General features: G+C 61.0%; 21 protein-coding genes and 1 pseudogene. 6 read left to right on the top strand and 16 right to left on the bottom strand.

Annotation, left to right across the window (positions count from 1 at the left end; translation table 11 throughout):
• Positions 1–9: 9 nt before the first annotated feature.
• From ACGG9J_RS05480 to ACGG9J_RS05430, 11 genes are all read right to left on the bottom strand, one after another.
• Positions 10–573, bottom strand: coding sequence for an ACT domain-containing protein (locus ACGG9J_RS05480; protein ID WP_390134337.1), 564 nt, complete (start codon positions 571–573; stop codon positions 10–12).
• Positions 570–1,403 (bottom strand): aspartate kinase, encoded by an 834-nt coding sequence (locus ACGG9J_RS05475; protein ID WP_390134335.1) that lies wholly within the window; start codon positions 1,401–1,403, stop codon positions 570–572. The genes ACGG9J_RS05480 and ACGG9J_RS05475 overlap by 4 nt, the downstream gene beginning before the upstream one ends.
• A 330-nt stretch (positions 1,404–1,733) precedes the next feature.
• Positions 1,734–2,336, bottom strand: coding sequence for a recombination mediator RecR (gene recR, locus ACGG9J_RS05470; RefSeq protein WP_015022549.1), 603 nt, complete (start codon positions 2,334–2,336; stop codon positions 1,734–1,736).
• Positions 2,336–5,248: a DNA polymerase III subunit gamma and tau gene (locus ACGG9J_RS05465; protein ID WP_390134333.1), complete on the bottom strand. Its 2,913-nt coding sequence runs from the start codon at positions 5,246–5,248 to the stop codon at positions 2,336–2,338. The genes recR and ACGG9J_RS05465 overlap by 1 nt, the downstream gene beginning before the upstream one ends.
• Positions 5,249–5,319: 71 nt before the next feature.
• A complete protein-coding gene (locus ACGG9J_RS05460) occupies positions 5,320–5,715 on the bottom strand; it encodes an Rv3654c family TadE-like protein (protein ID WP_390134331.1) in 396 nt (131 codons plus the stop codon).
• A gap of 3 nt (positions 5,716–5,718) precedes the next feature.
• Positions 5,719–6,096, bottom strand: coding sequence for a TadE family type IV pilus minor pilin (locus ACGG9J_RS05455; protein ID WP_390134329.1), 378 nt, complete (start codon positions 6,094–6,096; stop codon positions 5,719–5,721).
• Positions 6,083–6,343 carry a DUF4244 domain-containing protein gene (locus ACGG9J_RS05450; RefSeq protein ID WP_390134327.1) on the bottom strand — a complete coding sequence of 87 codons (261 nt, stop codon included), beginning with the start codon at positions 6,341–6,343 and terminating at the stop codon, positions 6,083–6,085. Before ACGG9J_RS05450 ends, ACGG9J_RS05455 begins: the two co-directional genes overlap by 14 nt.
• 305 nt (positions 6,344–6,648) lie before the next feature.
• Complete coding sequence (locus ACGG9J_RS05445) at positions 6,649–7,191, bottom strand: pilus assembly protein (protein ID WP_390134325.1); 543 nt, start codon at positions 7,189–7,191, stop codon at positions 6,649–6,651.
• Complete coding sequence (locus tag ACGG9J_RS05440; RefSeq protein WP_390134323.1) at positions 7,182–7,844, bottom strand: pilus assembly protein; 663 nt, start codon at positions 7,842–7,844, stop codon at positions 7,182–7,184. The genes ACGG9J_RS05445 and ACGG9J_RS05440 overlap by 10 nt, the downstream gene beginning before the upstream one ends.
• Complete coding sequence (locus ACGG9J_RS05435) at positions 7,834–8,856, bottom strand: CpaF family protein (RefSeq protein WP_390134320.1); 1,023 nt, start codon at positions 8,854–8,856, stop codon at positions 7,834–7,836. Before ACGG9J_RS05435 ends, ACGG9J_RS05440 begins: the two co-directional genes overlap by 11 nt.
• An 86-nt stretch (positions 8,857–8,942) precedes the next feature.
• Positions 8,943–9,932 carry an ATPase gene (locus tag ACGG9J_RS05430; RefSeq protein WP_390134318.1) on the bottom strand — a complete coding sequence of 330 codons (990 nt, stop codon included), beginning with the start codon at positions 9,930–9,932 and terminating at the stop codon, positions 8,943–8,945.
• Positions 9,933–10,604: 672 nt separating this feature from the next.
• Here ACGG9J_RS05430 and ACGG9J_RS05425 point away from each other — a divergent pair.
• From ACGG9J_RS05425 to ACGG9J_RS05405, 5 genes are all read left to right on the top strand, one after another.
• Positions 10,605–12,851, top strand: coding sequence for an RNA degradosome polyphosphate kinase (locus ACGG9J_RS05425; RefSeq protein WP_390134316.1), 2,247 nt, complete (start codon positions 10,605–10,607; stop codon positions 12,849–12,851).
• Between the two features lie 61 nt (positions 12,852–12,912).
• A complete protein-coding gene (locus ACGG9J_RS05420) occupies positions 12,913–13,992 on the top strand; it encodes an NUDIX hydrolase (protein ID WP_390134314.1) in 1,080 nt (359 codons plus the stop codon).
• 13 nt (positions 13,993–14,005) lie between these two features.
• Positions 14,006–14,701 (top strand): thymidine phosphorylase, encoded by a 696-nt coding sequence (locus ACGG9J_RS05415; RefSeq protein ID WP_390135322.1) that lies wholly within the window; start codon positions 14,006–14,008, stop codon positions 14,699–14,701.
• A gap of 247 nt (positions 14,702–14,948) precedes the next feature.
• The gene (upp, locus tag ACGG9J_RS05410) at positions 14,949–15,587 is read left to right on the top strand and encodes a uracil phosphoribosyltransferase (RefSeq protein ID WP_390134312.1); all 639 of its coding nucleotides are present in this window, start codon (positions 14,949–14,951) and stop codon (positions 15,585–15,587) included.
• Between the two features lie 575 nt (positions 15,588–16,162).
• A complete protein-coding gene (locus ACGG9J_RS05405; RefSeq protein ID WP_390134310.1) occupies positions 16,163–18,238 on the top strand; it encodes an ABC transporter permease in 2,076 nt (691 codons plus the stop codon).
• On the opposite strand, the gene ACGG9J_RS05400 is transcribed toward ACGG9J_RS05405, so the two are convergent.
• Positions 18,207–19,292, bottom strand: coding sequence for a glycerophosphodiester phosphodiesterase family protein (locus ACGG9J_RS05400; protein WP_390134308.1), 1,086 nt, complete (start codon positions 19,290–19,292; stop codon positions 18,207–18,209). The two genes, ACGG9J_RS05405 and ACGG9J_RS05400, sit on opposite strands and share 32 nt — an antisense overlap.
• Positions 19,293–19,472: 180 nt before the next feature.
• Between ACGG9J_RS05400 and ACGG9J_RS05395 the strand changes: the two genes are divergently transcribed.
• Positions 19,473–20,333: an aldo/keto reductase gene (locus ACGG9J_RS05395; protein WP_390134306.1), complete on the top strand. Its 861-nt coding sequence runs from the start codon at positions 19,473–19,475 to the stop codon at positions 20,331–20,333.
• 381 nt (positions 20,334–20,714) lie between these two features.
• On the opposite strand, the pseudogene ACGG9J_RS05390 reads toward ACGG9J_RS05395, so the two are convergent.
• The 4 genes and pseudogenes from ACGG9J_RS05390 to dnaB all read right to left on the bottom strand — a co-directional run.
• Positions 20,715–20,966 (bottom strand): annotated as a pseudogene (locus ACGG9J_RS05390) (phasin family protein); the annotation flags it as partial.
• A gap of 263 nt (positions 20,967–21,229) precedes the next feature.
• On the bottom strand, positions 21,230–22,030 hold the full coding sequence (locus tag ACGG9J_RS05385) for a type 1 glutamine amidotransferase (protein WP_390134304.1): 801 nt from the start codon (positions 22,028–22,030) through the stop codon (positions 21,230–21,232).
• 26 nt (positions 22,031–22,056) lie between these two features.
• A complete protein-coding gene (locus ACGG9J_RS05380; RefSeq protein ID WP_390134302.1) occupies positions 22,057–23,448 on the bottom strand; it encodes a Mur ligase family protein in 1,392 nt (463 codons plus the stop codon).
• Positions 23,449–23,452: 4 nt separating this feature from the next.
• Entirely contained in the window at positions 23,453–24,793 is a 1,341-nt protein-coding gene (dnaB, locus tag ACGG9J_RS05375; RefSeq protein ID WP_390135321.1) for a replicative DNA helicase, read from the bottom strand.
• Positions 24,794–24,842 lie beyond the last annotated feature (49 nt).

Raw genomic sequence — 24,842 nt, 5'->3', positions numbered from 1 at the left:
CCTTTCAGCTCAGCGACCCGTGCCGCCATAAACGACCGCCTCGACCTGATCGGCGTCCAAACGGAAAGCCGTATGGATGGCCCGCACCGCCTCGTCCAGATCCTGGATGGGCACCAAGGCGGAGATTCGGATCTCGGAGGTAGAGATCATGAGCACGTTGATGTGCCGGTCGCTCAAAGCTCGGAAGAAGGTGGCGGTAATGCCGGAGTGGGTCTTCATTCCCACGCCTACCAGAGTCACCTTGCCCACCTCGGGATTGATGTCGACCGAACGGAACCCCAGCTGCTCGCGGGAGTCATCCAGCATGGGAACAACCTGATCAGCCTGAGCGGAGGGCAGCGTGAAGGAGATATCCACGGTGCCGGTGGCCGCCCCAGCCTGGACGATCATGTCGATGTTGATGCCGCCCTCGGCAAGGATAGTGAAGAGCTGTGCGGCTACGCCAGGCCGGTCGGGCACGGCCCGCAGGCTGACCTGGGTCTCGCTGCGGTCGTGGGCCACTCCTGAGATGATGGGTGACTCAGGACCGTTCAGGTCCGGGAACAGGTCGCCCATGGATTCGCCGTTGGTCATGTCCTTCCTTCCGTCATATCCCGTTGCCTATCGGTGTGCGCAGCGGGGCGATCCGGCAGCTGGCCGGTCTCCAAATTGGGAATCTTGTCGGCATCGACATCGTCGGGCATGATCAGCGTGCCCGGACGATGGGAGAAAGAGCTGCGCACGTGGATGGGCATGCGGAAGCGCTGGGCATACTCCACGCAGCGCAGGGCCAGCACCTTGGAACCGCCAGCTGCCATTTCCAGCATCTCCTCGTATGAGATGCGAGCAATTCTGCGGGCAGTGGGCACGATGCGGGGGTCTGCGGTGAAAACGCCGTCCACATCGGTATAGATTTCACAGACATCCGCATTAAGCGCCACAGCCAGGGCCACAGCAGAGGTGTCCGAGCCACCGCGACCCAGGGTAGTGGCATCGCCGTCGGGGTTGACCCCTTGGAATCCGGCCACAATCCCCACCTCGCCCCGGTCCAGGGCCTTCATGACCCGCTGGGGTCTGACATGGCGGATATGAGCGGCGCCGTAGCGTGCATCGGTCATGAATCCCGCCTGTGAACCGGTGAAGGAGTGGGCGCGCTCGCCTTGTGCATGTATGCTCATGGCCAGCAGACTCATGGAGATGCGCTCCCCCGCAGTCATGAGCATGTCCATCTCTCGGGCTGGAGGATTGGAATCCACGTCCATGGCCTGATCAATCAGATCGTCAGTGGTGTCTCCCATGGCCGAAACCACCACAGCGATGTCATTGCCGGCGCGCTTGGTATCAATGATGCGCTTGGCCACACGCTTGATGGAGTCCGAATCTGCCACCGAGGACCCGCCATACTTCTGAACGATAAGTGCCACTGCTGTTCCATCCCGCGACGGTTAAGCCACTAGACCATCATTTGCAACATGTTGATTACATGGATTATACGAACGACACCGTTTTATCAGACCCCCTCCACCAATATGCGAAACGTGGGCAGCGCAGACCGGCACGAACCTGGGCTCCAACAGGGCATGCTGCTTTTACATAACCGAATAAGGCCGGAGATGGTCTGACAGGCTACCCTACAGCTGCTTGGCGGAACCAGCATCAACAAGGATCCTGATAAACCCAGCCTAGGCACTGATCTGGAGCCGAAGTTCAAAAGAACGACAGCCAAGGAAACCAGAGTTCGGTGACCGCCAGCCCTAAAGATCGCGACGGCCGGAAATCGCCCGTCCAAGGGTGATCTCGTCAGCATATTCCAGATCACTGCCGACAGGCAGACCGCTGGCCAGCCTGGTGACCCGCAGATCCAGGGGGCCTAACAGCCGTCCCAGGTAAGTAGTGGTGGCCTCGCCTTCGATGTTGGGATCCAGGGCCAGCATGACCTCCTTGACCTGATCCGTGCCCAACCGCTTCAAAAGCTCGGGAATGCGCAGATCGCCCGGCCCGACGTTGGACATAGGGTCGATGGCTCCGCCCAGCACATGATAGAGACCCCGGTATTCTCCAGTACGTTCGATGCTCATGACATCCTTGGGCTCCTCGACTACGCAGATGATGCTGCGGTCACGACGCGGATCCTGGCAGATGGGGCATGGACTGGTCTCGCAGACATTGCCGCAGATCTCGCAAAACCGGACCTTCTCCTTGGCTGCGACAATGGCATCGGCAAGGTCCTGAGCACTGCGCCGATCAGCTCCCAGAATATAGAAGGCAATGCGCTGCGCACCCTTGGGACCAATTCCCGGCAGCTGAGCAAAGGCATCGATCAGCTCTTGAATGGCTCCATCATAGGTAGCAGCCATCATTCACCTTCCTGTCGTTGCGCGTGTTCCTGCCGACGCCTTTGCACATTGATCGGGTTCTGCGGGTCATCGGCAGCAAAATCCTCCACCTTGGTCACATCAAACAATTTGGTCAGTTCATCCTGGTTCATGGCATTGTCCGCTCCGAGCCTGGCATCGTCCATGGAATAGACATCGTCTTCAGGATCCACGGAAGGCCCTGCAGCTTCTGAAGCAGCTTCAGCAGACGATGCTTCTTCCTGACCGTGACCGCTGGAGGCCGGACCAGCGAAGCCTGCAGGCATCCTCCTGTCCTCAGGTCCAGGGACCTTTGCTGCTGCATGGGACCGATCCGACTCTCCAGCGGTACCCGAACCGCGATCGTTGCCTTGCGCATCTGGCGAGGTTGAGACGCCAGTTGCCACAGCCGCGTCTTCGGGAACCGGCCCGGTCTCTGATGTCGGATCCGCAGTTGCAACCGACTTTGCAACTGCAAGCCCCTGATCCGAAGCTCCACGACCTTGACTGCTGGAGAACTCTGCGGAGGCTGCTGAGGCGGTTCCAGAATCGGGCAAGGCCCAGGGATCAGTGTCATCGCTCATATCCGGCAGAGCCACCTTTTTAGGCTCGTGGTCCTTCCGGCCAGTGGGTCGGTCGCTGCCCTCACTGGACCGCCAGGCCTTTTGTGGCGCATGAGTCGATGGCGTAGGGTGGGCCCAGGGATCGTCGTCAGGCAATACTGCAGAAGCAGTAGAGCCAAAGCCCGCCGCCGGCAACGGTTCCGAAGATGACTGGACAGGACCGCCGACCGGGTGGTGAGCGTCGTCAGAGCTTCCGTCGCCTGAAGCTTCTCCAGGAGTAGACCTTCCGTCCGATGCCGATGTTCCGGTCTGACCCTCATGCCCAGTCGAGGCCGTCATCTCCCTAGGAGCGTGGCCCTGCTCCGTGGCCGCATGAGGCATGACCGCCGCTCCAAGATTCATGGTTGCCAAGCCGGCGCGTGCCAGAGCCACCTCCTTCTTGACCTCTGCCCGACGCTGGGGAGACATCCTGTTGACGGACTCCACCGTCTCGCCGTTGGCAGCCGTCCCTGATGGGGCGATCATGGTAGCCTGTCCGAACTCCTGGCGAGCGCGGACCATGACAATACGAGGCACCTTGGTCTCCCCGTCGACCGACTGCGCGGCCACGGCCATAGCGAAAGCATGCTGACTGAGTGGACGATCGAAGGTCATGGACAGCCGCTGACGGCCGGAGGGGCCTGCTGTCATGGCTACGGTGGGTACCCGGTCTCGCACGACATACTGGCGGACCTCATCCGGCAGGGAAGCCACCAAGGCATCCCAGCGCTTATCCAGCTCTGTGCCAGTCGGTACCTCGTTTGCCTGCCCTTGTGCGGCCTCCTGTTGTGCAGGCCGAGGTATTTCCATAGACTGGGCGGGTCTGGAGGGACTGGATGTCCCGGTCTGTCCCTGCGCTTGTCCAGTCGGCGAGGAGGGAGCTTTCTTGCGCTCGGATTGGACAGGGCCAGAGCCGGAATGGAGCGCCTGCTCTTCGCCCTCTCGCTGTCCATTAGCGGAGGAATCGGAATGAGAACCGACCATGGTCTGTGGTCCGGCAAAGGAGGCGGGCGCTGCAGCAGACGGCGAGCCTGCCATGCCGGATTGTTCGATGCGATCAGCGCCATCAGCACTGTTAAACTGCGATGTTCTGGACAGCCGACCGTTCTGCTGAGACCTGTCGGCGCCAATGAACCCGCTGCGGGCCGGCGCCGGAGCCGACCCAGCGGCGGAAGCCGTCCCTGCGGCCGGCGCCTGCTCCATAGGCTCACAGCCGATTGCCAGCAGCCTGGCAGCCAGCAACTCCAAACGCATCCTGGGAGAGGTGGCTCCGTTCATTCCAGCCAACGCATCGTTGATGATATCGGCCATTCTGGTCAGGGCCTGGAGATCCAACGCATCTGCCTGTCGATGCAGGTTGGTCACTTGGTCGTCGTTGGCATCCCCGCTGAGCACGCTTTCAGCCCGGTCTCCCGCCAGTTTGAGAACCAGCAGGTCACGAACATGAGCAAGGAGATCCTCGACGAAACGCTGGGACTCGAACCCACCGACGACCACCTTTTGAATGACCCCGTAGAGTCCGGCTCCATCGTGGGCAATCAGTGCGTCCACGGCTTCACTGATCAGTGCTGCAGGAGTGAACCCCAGCAGGGCTACCGCCGCATCATAGGTGATGGTATGCTCGTCAGCGCCTACCATGAGCTGGTCCAACACGGAAAGAGTGTCACGCACCGATCCGCCTCCGGCTCGCATGGCCAGTTTGAGCACACCGGGCTCAGCCTTGATGCCCTCTTTTTCGCAGATCCCCTCCAAGTATGGCCCCATGACTTCCTGAGGCACTAGGCGGAAGGGGTAATGGTGGGTGCGGGAGCGGATGGTGCCGATCACCTTCTCCGGCTCTGTAGTGGCGAAGATGAACATGACGTGTTCCGGCGGCTCCTCGACGATCTTCAGCAGGGCATTGAATCCCTGCTGAGTGACCATATGAGCTTCATCCAAAATGAAGATCTTGTAGCGGTCGCGCACAGGGGCGAAACCTGCCCGCTCCCTGAGCTCCCTCGCATCGTCAACGCCATTATGGCTGGCGGCGTCAATCTCCACCACATCGATGGAACCGGGGCCTCCGGTGGCCAGATCCTTGCAACTGTCGCATTCGCCGCAGGGATGGCTGGTCGGACCCTTGGCACAGTTGACGCAGCGAGCAAAAATCCTGGCACTGCTGGTCTTTCCGCATCCCCTGGGACCGGAGAAGAGATAGGCATGGGTCAGCCGGTTCTCATCCAGAGCTCGGGTAAGGGGCACCGTAACCTGCTTCTGACCGATGATGCCGTCAAAAGTGTCAGGCCGATACCGCCGATAAAGTGCTAGTGCCATGATTCAAGGCTATCCATTTCTTTAGACACGTTCGCTTTCTTTCCTAAGGCTTCCGAACCCGCTTCCTCCTCTCATCCACAGGGCTCGGGGCCTGCCCGGGCAGACTGGACCAGGCGGGGCATCATCGGGACTCCGGTCTCAACCCCTACCGAGACCTTCACATCGCCTCCATCCACCTGGCAGTCCGTCAGGACCCCACGGTTGAGACGAGCGACCCGGGAAGCCAGAGTACAGGGCTGCGCCTGTCCTTCGTCCAGGGCGGAAGCTGCAGCCAGCGCCGAGACGTCAGCACCGGTACGTGCACGTGTCCGGCAGATCATGAGATTTCCCAGCAGCACCGCCAGACCCAGGCCCAGACCAACCAGAGCCATCAGCATGATGCCCAGAACCGTGCCTGAGCCTGGATCCGAACCCACTACCCGTGAACCGACACGTTCGATGCGCGTCCTTCTGACATGTCCGGGCATGACTCATTCTTCCAATATGGCCACGGCATCGCCATGGACCTGTGCAGGCAGCACGCCCATTGGGCCGGAAACCACTGGACATGACACCCTGACTGCCGTCTGCCCTGCAGACGCGCTCAACCGCACCTGGGCATGCGGCCCAGCCATTCGACTCACCAGCTCTCGGGAATCACCCTTGCCCTGGGTGACGATCAGATCCCTGGCAACCGCGTTGGCCGCATCCTGACAGACCATGCCGATTCTGATCGTCTGAGTCAGCGTCAGCAGTAAAAGAGCCAGAACCACGACAGCGGGAAGAACGATGGCAAACTCCGCCGTTACTGCGCCGTTATCGGATCGCCACCGTCGTCTCTGCTCAGAGCCTCTTTCAGCCGACGGCACTGAGTGCCTTCTTCACTAAGCCCATCAGCAAAGTGCGCGTGGAGGAGGATTTGACAATGGCCAGCAACACTCCGGCCAGTGTGGCGGCAGCCACCATGATCACAGCGTATTCAGCAGTGATGGCCCCCGATTCAGGCCTGGCCAGCACCACGCTCAGCCGTGCATGCAAGGCACGTACTCCAGAATCAATAGCCTGGCTGATGCGGACATACAAAGCCGCCATGAAGCGATTGGAACGCTTCCTCATTCTTTGCAACCACCGGAATCCGCTACCGGCGGCAGGCCATGTCGCAGTCGGCACCAATTGGCCTCCTGCCTGCCTGGCCTGCAGATGGAAGACTGTAGCAATCTCCTGTGAATATGTCATCGTTCTCACCTTTGCCTTTTCTTGTTCCCCCACCCCGGTAGATGGCGGTTCCTCAGGGAACCGGCATCCGGTACCTTTTACTGTGCCCGGTCCAGTCCATCTCTGCTGCCTTGCCAGATACATGTGGACGAGCGGACCCGGACCGGCAACCTGTGGACAACTGAACCCATAAGGACTCCATACCCTCAGGACAACCCACCCACAAAGGCTGCAATGCAGGGAATGACTCCGATCAGCACGAAGGCCGGCAGTATACACAGCCCAGTCGGCACCAGTAGCCTGACAGTGACCGCCGCCGTGGCCTGGGCCAGGGCGCTGCGGGCATGGTGATCCAGCTGACGCATGGTCGTGTGGATACGCGTAAGAGGCGATGATCCCAAACGCCAGGACGGTTCCAGGCAGTCAGCCAGAACCTGCATCGACCGCCCGTAATCAGGATCGCCGATTGCTGCCGACCAGGACAGCTCCCATCCGTTGCCACGTCCGAGCAGATGAGCCACGCGAACCATTCGAAGCCCGTAAGGACCTGGAAGCAGCCCACCAACTACTCCTAGGGCCCTCGGCAGGGAGGCCCCCTGACGAACAGCGACCCCCAGCAAGGCCAATACCAGACTCAAGGGCGGAGTAGAGACCTGTTCATCGGCTAATCGCTCACCCAAGCCATCGAATTCCATGAGCAGGAGGGTCAGTATGGTCGACACTGCAGCAATCAGCGGCTTCAAATCCATAGATCCTCCCTGCTCAGATCGTTCCTCAGCAGGTGCATCCACACCAGACCAAGGGCATAGAAGCCCACTCCAAGGATCAGACATATGGTTCCCGGACCTGGTCGACACAAGAAGGCCAGCGGTCGTGCACCCATAAGCTCTCCCATGATGATTGTCAACACTGGCAAGATCGACAGGAGGCGGATCGTGGCCTTGGGCACAGCAAAGGCTTTTTCCCTGGCCTCTTCCAGAGCCGCCCGCCGCGTCTGCATGCCTTGCACGGCCCGCAGCCCGTCCGAAGCCCGGCAGCCCAGGATGGCGCTGAGCCCATAGCAGGCCATCAGAGCCTGAGCCATAATTGTCAGAGTCGCTCCTTGTTCCTTGGGCAAGCATCGGCCCTCCAGCATGGCCATGACACGATCCCATGTGACCTCCCGAGTGGCGAACCGCCGCCCCGATGCCTCCTCGAAAGCCTCTACCAAGCCGCCCCCATTGTCGACATAGGCAAGCAGGGATGTGATCAGCACCGCCAGTCCGACCCGATCCGACTGTGCAGAGGATCGGACTGACATAACCGTCAGCCTTGCGGTCGCACCGCCGCTATGCGGAAGCAGAGCCAGACTGGCAATAGTCGTCATCAGCGCAGCCAGCCAGGCTGCCGTCTCATCGCCCATGATCCTCCTTAACCATAGCTGCGCTCGCCCGGGCGCTAGTCACAATGCCCCACCGCCTGGCGAACTCTGACCAGGCTGTTCCATATCCAGCAGCCCCTTGGCCAGGCCAGGTGCAGACAGCTTCCCCAAGAAGCCGACCATCAGCGGCAGTTGTCAGTCGACCAATCTGGGCAATATGCCTATGACCTGCTGAACGTTCCAGATGGATAACAGCATCAAACGCTCCCTGTGCCAGAGCTGCCAGAGCCCTCGGCTGCAGCCCCGCCAGCAATCCCAGGGTCGCCAGCCTGGCGGGAACGCGTTCTACATTGTCGGCGTGCAGAGTCGCCATGCCGCCCCGATGGCCAGAGTTGAAGGCCCGCAGCAGATCCGCTATCTCCTCTCCCCGGCACTCGCCCAAGATGATCCGATCTGGCCGCATGCGCAGTGTGGCCTTGACCAAATCAACCAGCCCAACGCCGCCTGCCCCTTCAACATTGGACTCTCTGGCAGCCACGGAAACCATATTTTTATGACCGGCAATACGGCCCAGCTCGCGCACTTCCTCCACGACGACCAGCCGCTGCTCCTGCGGGCACATGCCCAGCAGGGCCCGAAGAAGCGTGGTCTTGCCGGCACCCGTGCCTCCGGTCACCAGGATGCTGGCCCGGTTGATCACCAGTGCCCGAAGGATGAACAGCCAGCTGGCGGGACAGAGCCCAGCAGCAGCCAGCTCCTCCAGACCGGGCGGATGTCTGTTGGGCAATCTGATGGAGATAGCGGCGCCTTCTGGAACAAGCGGAGCCAATACGGCATGGACCCGAATCCCCTCCCTGCTGGAAGCATCGGCCATAGGACGAGCATCGTCCAGGCGACGTCCCAGCTGAGCACATAACTGGACAGCAAAGTCCCTTACAGCCCGAGGACCTGTGAATCCTGGACGAAGCAGAACCTCCTCCATGCCAGCACCCCGGTCGATCCAGACATCGCCCTGCCCGGTCACAGCGATGTCAGTCACCGCGGGATCGCTCACCAGCCCATCCAAATACCCGAAAGTGGGGGGTTGAGCGCAATCGCCGTCGCAGAGTGCGCCCTCAACGCTTTCCCTGCTTCCTGCGATCATTTGACAGCCCCAGACCGAATCGATTCGTGAAGCGAGATCGGCTCTCCCCCTCTTCCGCTGACGGTTGCCATCCCCGCGATCCGCTCCACCAGGGGATGAAGGGCTCGGGCGTAAGCGCGCGGCACCCGCTCCAGACCACGCCCATCCAGGACGGATGCCGACAGCTTCGGCTGCGGGTTGAGCACCACGTCCACCGATCGACCCAGAAACTCCTCCGCCTGCTCTGGGTCAATGCCATGACTGACCCAGTGCTGGGTGGGCATCATCCCAATCACCGCCATGGGCGGTCTGCAGGCGATCAACGGACTGTCCTGGTCTCGATCACCAGCACTTTTGCAGCCGCTCAACGCATGGAGAAGTGCCTTCGCCCGTGCAAGACCCAGCACGGTCATGTCCACCATCAGCAACGAAGGCAGCCCTCTCAGCGAGCGCAGATTGCCCAGGCCCCTGCCCCGACCGGCATCAATCAGCAACAGATCAGCAAATCCAGCCATTGCGCTGACCGCTGCATCCACGTCCCACCAGCCTTGTGGAGGAGCGCTCCAGGGATCGTTGCTGAGCACCGGGATGCCATCCCAGACCGGCAGCTCCTCATGGAGGGCTTGTGGATCCACTCGGCCCAGGGGAGCTCGAATTCGCCCCAGGCGCATGCCAGGCGCCCCCTCGATACCGACGAGTACATCCATCCCTCCGCCATCCAGGTCCAGATCCACCAAAGCGCATGACAAGTTCATGCCCCGAAGCTGCTTGGCCATCAGTGCCGTCATGGTTGTCAGCCCAAGCCCTCCCGAGGCCGAAAGAAAGACCAGTCCAGTCACGACGGACCCATACTCGGCTCTTGAGCCACTCCGCCCAATACCAGCATCTTGGCTTGCAATCCGCCGATCGGACAGGGTGGATTGCCCGGGCCGATCGGCGCCCCCGTTCTGCACGCGGCCAGATCCCGACGATCGCGGCAGATCAAACTGTTGAACCGTGCCCGCCATTCTCCCTGTTCGACGATCCTGGGTCAACCCGATTGAATTAAAAGAACGCGAAGCCCATTCAGGCTTCCGCCATCTCATGCCACCCTTTATAGTCGTCTGCGGTATGCCTATGCCCATTCCAGTCATGGCTACCAGCACACCCGTCCCTTGACGACAGCACCAGCCCCCAGCGCTGATGTGGTCGAATGACCTCATGTCTCCACATTGCTTCATCTTCTCTGTTCACAGATGAATAAATATCACGACACGCCTGGAAATCCAGTATTTTTGGCCCCACGCCCAAGCGAAGAACCCAGATAATCACATAGAAATAACAGATTCCTTCAAACCTGACGTATTTGACCTATCGCAATGCACGAAATCGCACAAAAGATCAAGCCGACGACCTTCTTCGCTCTAACGCGACGGACATGCTTGCCATCGGCCCCAAAACTGGCATAATGACATATACAAGGACGGTTCGAGAACACGGAAGCCCACAAAGTGTATGGCCACCAGGACCGATACGTTGAACGGGTGTATAAGACTTGACCGTTGCAACGATGATGTTGTGCAGAGATTCCCTCTGAATCGACCTTGTGGGGACGGCCTCCTGCGGGGGGCCGTTCCTATTTATCCACAGGCTTTATCAATGATTGCAGAGGACTGCATCTGCGAATAGAGTGCTATGGTATGGTTCAGAAATTTGACGCACCCTCCAAGGCCTTGCTACGCAGCCAGATCGCGGAGCATATTGCCGAGACCGATGGCCAGGCACGGCATGTATCCAGGCACTCGGATCACCCGGTTTCGCCCTTGCCTGAGGATCGCTATTTCGACCGGGAGCTGAGCTGGCTCAAGTTCAACAAGCGCGTGCTCGAGCTGGCCGAAGACGAGAGCGTGCCTCTGCTGGAGCGCGCCAACTTCGCCGCTATCTTCGCCAGCAACCTCGATGAGTTCTTCATGGTGCGCGTAGCTGGTCTGAAGCGTCGCGTGGACACCGGCATCGCCGTGACGGCCGCCAGCGGAATGAGCCCACGTCAGCAGCTAAGGGCCATCTCCGAACAGGCGCACAAGCTGCAGGACGAGCATGCCCACTACGTCATCGACCACATTCTGCCGGATTTGGCCGCCGAACGCATCATCCTGCTGAGCTGGACACAGCTGAGCAGCCAGGAGCAGGAACGACTCACCAACTTCTTCCGCAACCAGGTCTTTCCAGTCCTAACCCCGCTGGCCGTCGACCCGGCCCACCCCTTCCCCTACATCTCAGGCAACTCCCTGAACCTGGCGGTCCTGGTGGAGAACCCGACCTCGGGCAAAACCCACTTCGCCCGTGTCAAGATTCCCGACAACCTCTCCCGTCTGGTTCCTGTGGATGATCTGACCGACGAGGAAGGCCGGGAGGAACGCTATGGGTTCATCACCATGGAGAATCTGATCATCGCTCACCTGGAATACCTCTTCCCAGGCATGATCATCAAAGAGGCCCGCTCCTTCCGCGTCACCCGCAACGAAGACATTGACGTAGAAGAGGATGACGCAGAGAACCTGCTCAACGCCATGGAGAAGGAGCTGTTGCAGCGGCGGTTCGGACCGCCTATCCGCCTGGAGATCTCCGACTCCGCTTCTCCCTTCCTCTCCCAGCTGCTGGCTAGTAAGCTGCGAGTCAACCAGGAAGAGGTCTATCGACTGCCCGCCCCCTTGGACTGCACGGTCCTGTTCGAGCTGCAGTCCATCGACCGGGCCGATCTCAAGTTCCGGCCTTTCATTCCCACTACCAACCGGCAGATCGCCGAAGTGGAATCCAGTCAGGCCCAGGATATCTTCGCCGCTATCCGCGAACATGACATTCTCCTTCACCACCCCTATGACTCCTTCTCCACCTCGGTTCAGGCCTTCCTGGAGCAGGCGGCGGCTGATCCGCGAGTGCTGGCTATCAAACAGACCCTCTACCGGACTTCAGGCAACTCGCCCATCATCAATGCCCTGGTGGATGCCGCACACGCCGGCAAGCAGGTCCTGGCTCTGGTCGAGATCAAGGCTCGGTTTGACGAAGAGGCCAATATCGCCTGGGCTCGTCAGCTGGAACGGGCAGGCGTCCATGTAGTTTACGGAATTGTGGGGCTAAAGACCCACTGCAAGCTCTCCCTGGTGGTCCGTCAGGAACAAGACGGTCTGCGCCGTTACTGCCACGTAGGCACCGGCAATTACAACCCCAAGACCGCCCGCCAGTACACCGACTTGGGCCTGCTCACCTGCGACCCGGTGGTAGGACAGGACCTGACCCGGCTCTTCAATCAGCTGTCAGGCTATGCCCCCAAGTCCTCCTTCCACCGCCTGCTGGTAGCCCCACGCACGGTCCGCTCCGGGCTGCTGCAGCGGATCGCCCGCGAAGAAGAGACCGCTCTGAACGGCAAACCTGCATGGATACGAATCAAGGTCAATTCCCTGGTGGACGAAAAGATCATCGACGCCCTTTACCGGGCCAGCCAGGCCGGGGTTCACATCGACATCGTGGAGCGCGGCATCTGCTCCCTGAAGCCAGGTGTGCCCGGACTGAGCGAAAATATCCGTGTCCATTCCATCCTGGGACGGTTCCTGGAGCACAGCCGCATCTTCGCCTTCGCCAACTCGCAGGGTCCCCAGATCGGCGAGGGCCCCTTGGCCGGGCCGGAAGTCTGGATAGGTTCTGCCGACCTGATGCACCGCAACCTGGACCGCCGAGTGGAGGCGCTGGTCCGCATCACAGCGCCTGAGCAGGTTCAGGGGCTGATCGACTATGTGGATCTGCAGATGGCCGACACCACCAGTTCCTGGCACATGCAACCCGATGGCACCTACAAACGCCACAGCAGGGACGATCAGGGCCGGCCTCTGGTCGACTCACAGGAGTATCTGATCGACCGCCACACCCGCGCCCCTCGGGCCAGGCGATGATGATGCGCCCCCAAGCCGGCGAGGTCGCCGCCGAGGCGGACGATCGGGATGGCATCCGGCCATGAGCAGGACTGTCGAGGCAGCCGGAGCCATCCTCTACCGGTGGCGCACAAACTTCCAGGGATGGATGAAATTCAGTGACGACGGCCGAGCAGCCCCGGGAGCCGGCCCCCGATCCGACCTCGATGAACTGGAGCTCTGCCTGGTTCATCGCCCTAAGTACGACGACTGGAGCTGGCCAAAGGGCAAGCTGGAGAACCGCGAAACCCACATGCGGGCGGCCGTGCGCGAGGTCGGCGAAGAGACAGGCTGTCTTGTCCGTCTAGGGCCGTACCTGGGGGATGCCGAATATCCGCTGAACAACGAGGGTCGAAGTCGAGGCAGCAAAGGCGGCCGGCTCAAGCATATCTGCTACTGGATGGCCACAAAGACCGACACGGAACACTCTGCTGGTCAGAGCGCACTGTTGGGGCCCATCCACCGGCCTGATTCCAGGGAAGTAGACCAGATACGCTGGGTAGAAGCCTCTGGAGCCCGCAGACTATTGACCCACCCCAGCGACAGAACCATACTGGACGCCTTCGTGGATCGGGTGGAACAGGGTGGCATCCGAGCTCGTCAGCTGATCATCGTTCGTCATGGCAAGGCAGTGGCCCGGAAGGAGTGGACAGGCAAGGACGCGAATCGTCCTCTGACCCCCAGGGGCGCCGGAACCTCTTATGCTCTGGCTCGCGAGCTGGCCTGCTTCGCGCCCGACCGCCTCATGTCCTCCCCCTGGATCCGCTGCGTGCAGACATTGCGGCCCTATGCCGATGAGGTCGGCCTACCAGTGGAGATGGCTGCCTGCCTGACGGAATCCTCCTACCACCGCCGTCCCGATCAGGCCCACAGCTGGCTGAACAGGCAGATGGCCGACCTGCTGACAGGCAACGGAACCACCATGATCTGCATGCATCGTCCGGTCCTAGGGGGGGTCTTCGAGCAGCTGCGCGGACTGTGCTCCAGCGGATCGCTGTCCAAACGTCTGCCTGATGACTCTCCCTTCATGCCCACCGGCAATGCCGTCGTCCTCAGCTTGACTGGCGACCCCAATCATCCGACCATCATCGACATACAGAAGGTGACTCCCATTGTCTATTGACAGCAATTCCAGAATCGGCTCATCCTCGATCCGCTCTTCCCGCACGGGATTCGTGGCTTCCGGCACTGGAGCAACCCGCCCCTCACGCCCGGGCCAGCTGGACCCAGCCATCGCCGACCAGCTCTCCGGAGGCATGGACCCGCAGCAGATCAGCGAGATGAGCCACGTTTCGGCAGCCTCCCTGTTGGACCGGGTCCACCACAGCGCCGACCCCGTCATTGTAAAACGGGTTCTGACCCTGGTAGACCACGAAGGCGTGGATGTAGTGGCCGAGCTCTGGAGCGACAGCGACCCTGACTCCCTGCCTGGCATCCTTTGGCGGCTCTACATGCTCCGCAGCTGGATGCGTAGGGATGCTGATGGAATCAGTCGGCTGTGGCGGCTGGGCGAACCCACCGACACCGCGGCATCAGCTATAGCCGGCGTCGACCAGGCCCCGGAGGCCGATGACATCATCCGAACCGCCGATTCCATCCTCTCCGGAGCTTTCACCGGCGACTTCGCCATAGCTCTGGAACGGGCCGGAGCATTCTGCGACGTGATCGCCCGCGGCATCAAGACCACCATCCGGGATGCCCAGAGCAGGCAGCTGGACGGTCAGGAGGCCAAGGAGGTTGACGCGGCGCAGCGCACGGTCAACTCCCTCAATCAGACGGCCCGTGACTTCATGCGGGGCGCCTCGCTCTGGCGGCGGGGACGACTGGAGTAAACCCGCCACCCTTTCAAGCCGGAAGCGTAAGCGCGTCGTCAACACGGATCAGACTCCGGCATGCCCTACAATGGGGACTGCGTCGGACCATGGTTAAGCCCCGGGCTCCGTTTGTTGCCGCTGCGAGCGGCGTTTGCGCCGACAGGCGCTTGCATGGTTCGGCGTTTTCATTTCCATCCCCAAATCAAAGACAGCATGGCTTGCCGGTCGCTACCAGAAGCCGACCCGCTGAGCTACGCTGAGAGGTATGGAACTTCACGTACTGGAACACCCGCTGATCGAGCACAAGCTGACCGTACTGCGGGACAAGAACACCCCTTCCAACACCTTCCGCGAACTGATCAGCGAGCTGGTCATGCTGGAGGCCTACGAGGCCACTCGCAATCTTGACATCGAGGACCACCCCATTGAAACCCCGGTAGCTCCCATGGTAGGCAAGAAGCTCTGCTCTCCGCGCCCCATGGTGGTTCCCATTCTGCGCGCCGGACTAGGCATGCTGGACGGCATGACCCGGCTGCTGCCCACGGCCGAGGTCGGATTCCTGGGGCTCAAGCGCGACGAGAGCACCTTGGACATCATCACCTACGCCAACCGTTTGCCAGAGGACCTTTCCGGCCGCCAGTGCTTCCTGCTGGATCCCATGCTGGCCACCGGCGGCACCCTGATCGCCGCCACTAAGTATCTTGCTGAGCGCGGGGCCAAGGACGTGACTTCCATCAACATTCTGGCTGCTCCTGAGGGCCTGAACCGCCTCAAGGAGGAGATGGACCCCTCCATCAACCTCAAAGTGGTGGTCTGCGCAGTCGACCAGAAGCTGAATGAACACGCCTACATCGTGCCTGGCCTGGGTGATGCCGGCGACCGCCTTTACGGCGTCATCGACTGACCCAACGAACCGACGGGGCACGAACCCCATCTTTGCCGAGGGCCCGAATCATCCGCGATTCGGGTCCTTTTTTCAATGTCCGTTGAAGCCCGTCACGACAGTTGTTGCGCCAGAAAGACCATAACCAAACTTAATAAGGCCCTTCTAGACCGATCATCCAGGCAGACCAATTATCCAGAGACAGGACAGCCGCACCATTGGCCCTGTACTGGTTCATAGTGTGATTTTCCCGTCCACGTGCACACGTTCGTTGGTAAGCGTGGCCGCAGTCAGAAGCACCAGACCTTCCTCCTCCACCCTGTTAGCGAGGGTAGGTTCGCTAATGAAACCGTCACTAAGGAAACTGCCGGCTCTGCAATGCCATGGAACTTAGCGAACCAGTCATCATATCTGCAACCTTTCCGACCTCTATCCCCTTGGCCTGCATTCTTGCCCCCACCTCTCGCGCAAGAGCACTTAATCGCTCCTCACCACCCTGGTTCTCCCCTGGTCTGACCCTGAAAACACCCTGAGTGCACTTTCCCCCGGTGTTGCAATAAGAACAGCTGCATTCAAGGGCGAGAAAGGAGCACACCATGGAGGGCAAGTCCCTTTCCCTAGGTGGATCAATCACAGGAACCGGAGCCTCAGGACCGATGGGCGGGGGCGGCTCGCAAACCGCAGATCGAACCAAGGCACGCACTCCTGGCCTGGCCTCCCTGGTGCGATCCTTTCTGCATGAGCATCGGTCCTCCTACACGGTCATGGTCCTGGCGGTCATGGCCGCTTCGGTCCTTACCAGCGCTTGGGCCCAGGTAGCCATTGCCGCTCGGAAGGGCGACGGAATGCCGGATACGCGCGCAATGAATTCCTACGACCGCGCTATGACCCTGTCCTTACAAGACGGTGCTTCACAGATATCCATAATGTACGCCTGCATATGCGGGTTCGTCTCCATCTTCCTCGTCATCACTTCCGTAGGGTTCCTGATTGAGCGCCGTCGTCGCGAGTATGCCATGATGCGGCTTTCAGGCGCCTCTCCCAAGACCGTGAGATTCATCTCCCTGCTGGAATTCATGATTCCGGTAGGCCTGGCCGCCCTCCTGGGCAGTTTGGCGGGATGCCTGCTGGTGCCCGCATTCGCCAGGTCCCTGATCAACTCAGGCCTTGAAGCACTGGAAATGAACGCGCATCCCCACCCCATGGGAATTATCTTCACTCTCGCGGGGATACTCCTGGCAGGCCTCTTAGGAACCTGGTTCGCCGCCAGGAGGCTTACCGCGATCTCTCCCATCGAGGCCCTGCAGGACTCCGAAAACCGATCGGGGACCAAGTCAATCGGCCCTCTTCGCCTGATAATCGCCCTGGCTGGCCTGGCAGGAGGACTGGCCATGGTCTATCACCGCTTCAAGGGCATGGACATTGAAATCCAGATTATGGCCTCGACCGGCTGTCTGCTCGTCATCATCGGCGCCCTGGCCCCTGTCCTGGTTCCGGCCTGCGCCAACCTGATCGGCATCCCCTTCCAGCTGGCCTTCCGAGGCGCCGGTCTTCTGGCACGCCAAAGGGCGCGGAAGGAAAACCGGAGCTCCACCGCCGTCGCGGTGCCAATCATACTGATGCTGGTCATCGTAACCGGATTTATAGCCCTGGGACGATCCGGCTGGGCGCAAGAAGTCATAAGCCGGTATAAGCCGGTCGCTGCCGAAACCATGATCAATGCAGAGACCAACGATCCAAGAGACCCGGATCGCCAGCTTCGGTCCATTGCAGACATCGAATCCGCAGTCACCTATAGCGAGGGATCCTGGACAACTGCGGACAAGGAAGATACCGGCAGCAAGGACGAACCTTCCGTCATGGCTATGCACGTCAACAAAGCAGGCAAGAACGTCAATACCATTAGTCCGATCTTCATCAAGGGCTCCGCTGCTGACCTGGGGCCGGGCAAGATCGCCGTCATAGCAAGTGGCCACGCTCAGGAGAAAAACCCTATTGGCCGCAAGCTGACCCTGATCGACAGGTACGACAAAGGCCATACGCTGACCATCACCGCCGTAGTCGATATGACCCCGACAGGGCAGACGGGCGAATACCTGATGACGGATGCCGACCTGTCGCAACTGGCGCCCTACAACAGTGGATCGACCACCCTAGCCAGGACCGCCCCAGGAGCTCGGACAGACGATCTGATCAGCCAACTCAATGCTTCATGGGACAGGAAGGGCATCAAGGCTTGCACCAAGAAGGAGTACATTCATTCCGACATCCAAAGGTCACAGAAAGTGCAGCGGGCCATGCCCCAGATAGCGAATGGGGCCATCGTCCTGACGGCCATATTCCTGATCCAGGCATGCGCCATCGCAGTCAATGAGCGTCGTCAGAAGAATCGGAGAATGCAGGCTGCCGGTGTTTCACGTGGAACATTGGTCTGCTCTTCGATTTGGGAGTCAGTAATCGATGCCCTTTCGGCCATCCTTCTTTCGGCCCTGGCCATGGCGGGGGTGCTTGCCGTCATCTTCCACCAGTTGTCCGGCCAGATAGACATGAGCGTCGTGCCTCTCCCCTACGGCTACTTCCTGATCATGGCCCTCTGGGCGACGGGCCTGGCCGCTGCGGCCTCAGGCCTGTATAGCTGGTTCAGTTCTCGGGCAGATACGACTCGAAGATGATCCCATCGAAGTCGGGGCTGGCAGCCTCTTGCGCGCGCTCGGAACGGACTGTCCAGGCGATTGGCGTTCCACCCAGGAACCGGTAAAGACGCATGGGCAGTGAATGCCCGCTGTGCCACTCGCAGGCCACAAAGTCCGGCCGCCCCAGCCAATTGAAGAGAAGGGACCCGGCCATCCAGCGCACAGCCGTGGAGCAGGTGTCCACCCGGCCATGGTAGGGGGCGACCAGTTGCCCCCTGGTGACGCCTGGGTGATGAACCCGATACCAGGCAAGGGCCAGGACGTTGAATGATTCAATCACATAGGGGCCCTGGTACCTGGACAGGAGGGCATCGGTCCGACGCATAAGCTCCCGATCCAAGCCCACGTCCATCTTGATCTCGACGACCAGAGGCACCCGGCCATCCACCAGAGCGAGCACCTCTGACAGAAGAGGCACATGCTGAGCCTCAAAATCGTTGAAGCTCCCGTTTTCGCTTTCTCTTTCGTGACCGCCGTCGTGGTCGGCAGAGCCCGGAATCCCTTCCCCGGACTCAAGAGCCTGGGCCGGGCTTGGACACAGAGGGATCCTCCGCAGCTGATCGTAAGTCAGATCACCCACTGCTCGATTGACGCCAGCAACCCGTTGCAGGTCTCCATCGTGGATGACCACCACCTGGCCGTCCCTGCTGAGATGAACATCCAGCTCGATCCCGTAGCCGGCCCTGCAGGCCGCCTCGAAGGCAGCCAGCGAATTCTCGGGCGCTACCACCCGATAAGGTTTGGCCGGGGCCGAAGCATGCCTGCCCGAGGGTCTGCCGGACGTAATCTTCAGACAGTCATGGATACGGTGCAGGTAGGCGGTCTGGCCGGGGTTGGGATTGGTCGTCTCCATGCCCGAGCCAGCATCATGCAGACCCCTATGGGCATAGGGATGCAAGGACAGGCCGGCAGGCTTTCTCCGACCCGCAACCACTGAGAGGCCAGGGGCCAGGGCCCAGCACCAAGCTCCCAAAACCCCGAATCCCAGACCCAGTGCGACCTTGCCGGCCAATCGTGCTTTGGACCCCATCATCGCCTCCAGCCATCAGCTACTTCAATCTCCACGCTAGCATCGAAGGAGGGCTGAACGCGCTTTGCTGTCTTGACTTCGAGCTGCTTCAAGGCCCTATCCTTGAACAAGCACATCGTAGAGGCATGCTCTGCCCCTCAGCCGGCTCTGCCAAGCAATCTGCCAAGAAAGAAGCACAATACCATGCAGAATGATCCATCCACCTCCGTCCCGTCAGTCAAGCTCAACAACAGCGTCCTCATGCCTATGGAAGGCTTCGGCGTCTACCAGATCACCGACCAGGACGAGTGCCGCCGCTCGGTGCTGGACGCGCTTGAGGCCGGGTACCGGGCCATCGATACAGCCCAAATCTATGGAAACGAGCAGGCCGTCGGCGATGCCCTGGCTCAAAGCGGCATCGGCCGCGACCAGGTTTTCCTGACCACCAAGGTCTGGATCACCAACTACGGATACGACAAGACCAAGGCTTCGGTCGAGGAATCCATGAAGAAGCTGGGCACTGACCACCTGGACCTGGTCCTCCTCCACCAGCCCTTCAACGACTACTACGCAGCCTGGCACGCCCTTGAGGACCTTTATGACCAGGGGGTCCTGCGGGCCATCGGCGTCTCGAACTTCTATGCCGACCGCTATGTGGACCTGGTCAAGTTCAACAGAATCGTCCCGGCCGTCAACCAGCTGGAGACCCACATCTTCCACCAGCGCCCCCAGGAGCGCGCCTACACGGACAAATACGGCACTCGGATCGAATCCTGGGGACCCTTCGCCGAGGGCCGACAGGGGATGTTCACCAACCCGACCTTGACCGAGATCGGGCAGGCGCACGGCCGGACCGCAGCCCAGGTGGCCCTGCGATTCCTGGTCCAGGACGGGGTCATCGTCATCCCCAAGACCACCCACCGCGAGCGCATGCGCGAGAACCTCGATATCTGGGACTTCCAGCTCAGCGATCAGGAGATGGACCGGCTGCGGGCCATGGACACTGGCAGATCAGCCTTCATGAACCATGAGGATCCTGCCGTGGTCGAGGACTTTGTCAACTGATTCAGCGATTGACAAGCCCCCGTGCAAATTGGGCTCTCAGCCTAGGCTTCGCCCTTGCGTCGCCAGCGCTTAAGGGCCCGATGCATCTGTGTCAAGGAAACTCATCCAAGGGGTACAGAGCCAATCAAAGAGAAGACCTGGCCGAGCGGACGGCCCTATCCGGCGGCCAGGGAGCCAGATTGTGAATGATGCCGGACCAGAGCTGACGGCTGCCGACCTTGATCAGCTCTGTTGACCTGCGATGGGATCACTGGAAGTGATGGGAATGAAACCGGTCCGTCGATTTGGCATCGGCGCCTTGGGGTTCTGGTCATGACGAAGGGGAGCAGCAGGAACGACATGAGCCTCAGGCCGGGGCATATCCACAGCTGGAGCGGGAGCGGCGGGTCGAGGCGCGGCGCTTGGGGCCGGAGCAGGGGCAGCCGGCCGTGGCCCATCTTCGGCCGGGGCAGGTTGCTTCTGCCTATTGCGTTTGAGCTCCGTATTGAAGATCTTCCCTTGTTCGACCGTCAGCTCACCCTTCTTGACCAGGCCGTCAACGATCTCCTGGCCCTTCTCCACGCCTGTGGCCAGTGCCCCGATGCCGGCCAAAAACACCTTGTGCAATCCATCACCGATATGCAAATCCGACATGACATGCCTCCCAGCATTCATACGCCCTTGAAGTACCGGGCTTATTCGAACAGCTGCTCCCCTTTTCACCGCCAAGGAACGAGCAGCCATCTGCCATTACAGTCTAGCCGGATATTTCAGACCGAACCGATGCAACACCATGGCCGGAAGCCCGGAAAGCACAGTCTGCGCCCTTCCCCGGCGCGCAGGCGACCCGTCTCCGCTCTGGCCCGAAAGCCGTGCGCGCCCTGCAGAGGCCAACGCCAGGAACTGCAGGTTCCTATTCACCGTGGCCTTGATGCGGCAATGCGGCTGGCCTGATCTGCCAGGGAGTCCAGACGCTCCAGTTCACTCCGACTCTTCTCATCCATGGATTCCTTCATCTGGGCGAAGGTGCCCTGGCCGTACCGTCTTTCGGCTGCACCCTCGATAAGGAAGTCCGTAATAGCCGGGTTCTTCGGCAGCAGCGACCCATGCATGTAGGTGCCGATGACCTTCTTCCATCGGGCCCCCTCGGTGTGGTCCTTGCCGTTGTTGCCACGGCCGTCTTCGTCCACCCTGCCCAGGGGCTGTGCTCCTTCCCCTAGGTAGGTCAGGCCCGAGTGGTTCTCGTAGCCGACCACCCTGCCGAAGTCCTCTGCTTGCTCCACCAGGTTGCCGATCATCCGCTCGGACTTGGCAATGGTATGCACGTCAAGGATGCCGACCCCCTCCAGGCGCTCATGGTCCGAGGTCTCGAAATAATGGCCGAAGAGCTGGTAAAGCCCGCAGATCATCAGCATGGGCACATCCTGGTCGGCCAAATCGCGCAGATCCCCGCCCCGCTCCCTCAAGTCGTCGATGATCCGTTCCTGGCCATGGTCCTGGCCGCCGCCGCCCAGAATCATATCGATCCGCTCCGGCCAGGCATCGCCGGGATCGTAATAGCGGACCATGGGGCGGAACCCATACAGCTCGGCCCTGCGGGTCACGCTGAGAATGTTGCCCGAATCCCCATAGATGTTCATGTCACGGTGGTAGAGGGAGAGGATCTGCAGCGGCGGGCGGGCCCCTGCAGCCTTGGCCTTATCCTGAGTCTGCGGCATTCCTGCGCTCCTTCTGGTTTGCTCGCTCATGCGCCCACCCCGGCATCATCCACGCTCGTGAGCCTGCCCAAGGCGGACCGGAGCCGAAGCATGGAGGTGTAAGTGCAGTAGATCCGCTTGGGTCGGCCGGGATGCACCTCAAGGAAGGCTGCCAGCGCCCGATCCAGGTCGGTCTCGATCGCCTCCGTGGGCACCTGGTCATAGGCCAGGCGCAGGGCCATGTCATAGGCCCGGGTGCCGGAGACCATGGCCACGCCGACATCTCTGAGCGAGGTGAAGTCCACATCCCAGAGCCAGCTCATGTCACGCCCGTCTGCATACTCGTCGCGGATGGCGATCATGGTGTCCTGTCCGGCAGGGTCGAAGGAGGACAGGGCCAGGCGGAAGCCCATGGGGTTCTTGACCAGGACCAGCTCAACCGGCGCGCCCTGGTAGGTGATGACCTCCCCACGGCCGAAGGCGGGCGTCACCTTGGACAGGGCATCCATGAGCGCTGCATCATCAGGCTCCCTGTCCTCCAGAACGACCCTGACCAGCGCCAGAGCAGCAGCCGCATTGTAGAGGTTGTAGACACCCTCCAGACGTAGATCAGCCTCCAGGATCCGACCGTCCAGGCGGAAGGCAGCCCTGTGGTCCATGACCCGTTCCAGGGTCACCTCGGCTGGCAAACGATGACCATGGCGGACCGGACGGGGAGCATTGCTCGCACTGGCACCGTCAGCATCCCGATCCGAGGCATGCATGTCGTCATCGGTGGGGAAATAGGTCAGCAGGTCATCTGACAGCCCGAAGTAGGCCACACCGGTCTGGGCTGGCGTCTGGGCGGCCAGACTGGCGATGCGCGGATCCTCACGATTAAGGACCACCGTGCCTGTAGTGGCCTGGGCCACCTGACCCAGCAGCCGGGCTGTAGTGTCAATTTCCCCAAACCGGTCCAGCTGGTCACGCATGACATTGAGCAAGAGTGCATAGCGGGGCTTGACCTGTCGCACGAAGTGGACTGCATAGGCCTCGTCCAGCTCCAGGACGGCAATATCGGCGTGCAGCCGGCCGGACAACCCCAGCGTAGAGACCAGGGCCGAGACTACGCCGCGTGTGAAGTTGGACCCGGTCGGATTGGTGAAGACCTTGAGACCCAGGGACTCCAGCATGGATGCCACCATTCGGGTGGTGGTGGTCTTGCCATTGGTCCCCGAAACCAGAACCACCCCACGGGGCAGCCCCGACAGGGTCCTGGCCAGGAAGTCCGGGTCGATCCGCTCCACTACCTTGCCGGGCAGGGCCGAACCGCCATGATGGGATAGACGCGAAACGAGGCGCACCGCCTTGCCGACTAGAAGGGCCAGGAATGAGCGCAAACGCCGACCAGGACGACCAGGCTGATCGGCAGGCTGCGCCTTGGAATCCGTGGAACGCATGATCTCAGACCCCTCCCTGCTGGTAGTCCTGGGGCATGTCCTTGAACTTGGACTTCTCGCCCAGGAAGGCCAGCTTGAAGGTATCAGTGGGGCCGTTGCGGTGCTTGGCCAGGATGATGTCGGCCTCGCCGGGACGGTCCTCCTTGTCATAGAAGTCCGGCCGGTGAACCAGAAAGACCACGTCAGCATCCTGCTCGATGGAACCTGACTCGCGCAGATCGGAGAGCATGGGCTTCTTGTCGTTGCGCATCTCGGGACCACGGTTGAGCTGGCTCAGCGCCACCACTGGAACCTCCAGCTCCTTGGCCAGCAGCTTCAGGGCGCGCGAAAAGTCGGAGACCTCCTGCTGGCGGGATTCGACCCGCTTGCCCGAGGTCATCAGCTGCAGGTAGTCGATGACCACCAGCTTCAGATCGTTGGTCTGCTTGAGCCGACGGCACTTGGCGCGAATCTCCATCAGGCTCATGTTGGGCGAATCGTCCAGGAAGAGCGGGGCATCCTGGAGTCTGCTCCAGAAGGTGTTCAGGGTGTTCCAACGCTCAGGGGTGATGTCGTCCGCCCGGCGCAGGGCCACCAGGGGGATGTCGGTCTCGGCCGAAATGATGCGCTGGGCCAGCTCGGTCTTGCTCATCTCCAGGGAGAAGACCACCGTGGTCATGTTGTTATGGAGGGCCGCGGCGCGGGCGAAGTCGATGCCCAGGGTGGACTTGCCCATGGCGGGGCGGCCGGCCACCACGATCATCTGCCCAGGCTGCAGGCCCTGGGTCACGTCGTCGATGCTCTTGAAACCGGTGGGCACGCCCCGCTCCAGATCTCCGTTCTGCAGCTTGTCCAGCTGGTCCAGGGTGTCATGGACGACCGGTCCGATGGCCTCGTAATCCTGACGGACCCTGCCCACGCTCATTTCATAGACCTCGGCCTGGGCCAGGTTGACGATGTCCTCCGCCTGGGAGCCCTCGGCCGAGTAACCCAGCTGGGCGATCTTGGTGCCGGCTGCGATCACATTGCGCAGGATGGCCCGCTGGTGGACGATTTCCGCATAGTAGGTGGCGTTGGCGGCTGTAGGAACCGAGGCCACCAAGGAGTGCAGATAGTCAGTGCCCCCCACCTTCTCCAAGTCGCCGGACTTGAGCAGCTCGTTGGCCACCAGGACCGCATCCACCGGCTGGGAGGCCGAGAAGAGGGTGACGATGGCCTCGTAGATGGTCTGGTGCTTGGGCTGGTAGAAGTCGGATACTTCGATCATCTGGCTGACTTCGCCGATGGCATCCTTGCTCATGAGCATGCCGCCCAGCACAGCCATCTCCGCATCATCGTCATGCGGCGGCACCCGGTCGAAGAGCATGTCACGGCCGGTCTGGGCATGATCGGTTGGATGCTGTTCGGGATGGGTG

It is taken from the genome of Bifidobacterium apicola, from assembly GCF_042846865.1.
Classification (GTDB): Bacteria; Actinomycetota; Actinomycetes; order Actinomycetales; family Bifidobacteriaceae; genus Bombiscardovia; species Bombiscardovia apicola.
This window is presented reverse-complemented; position numbering and strand designations above follow the sequence as displayed.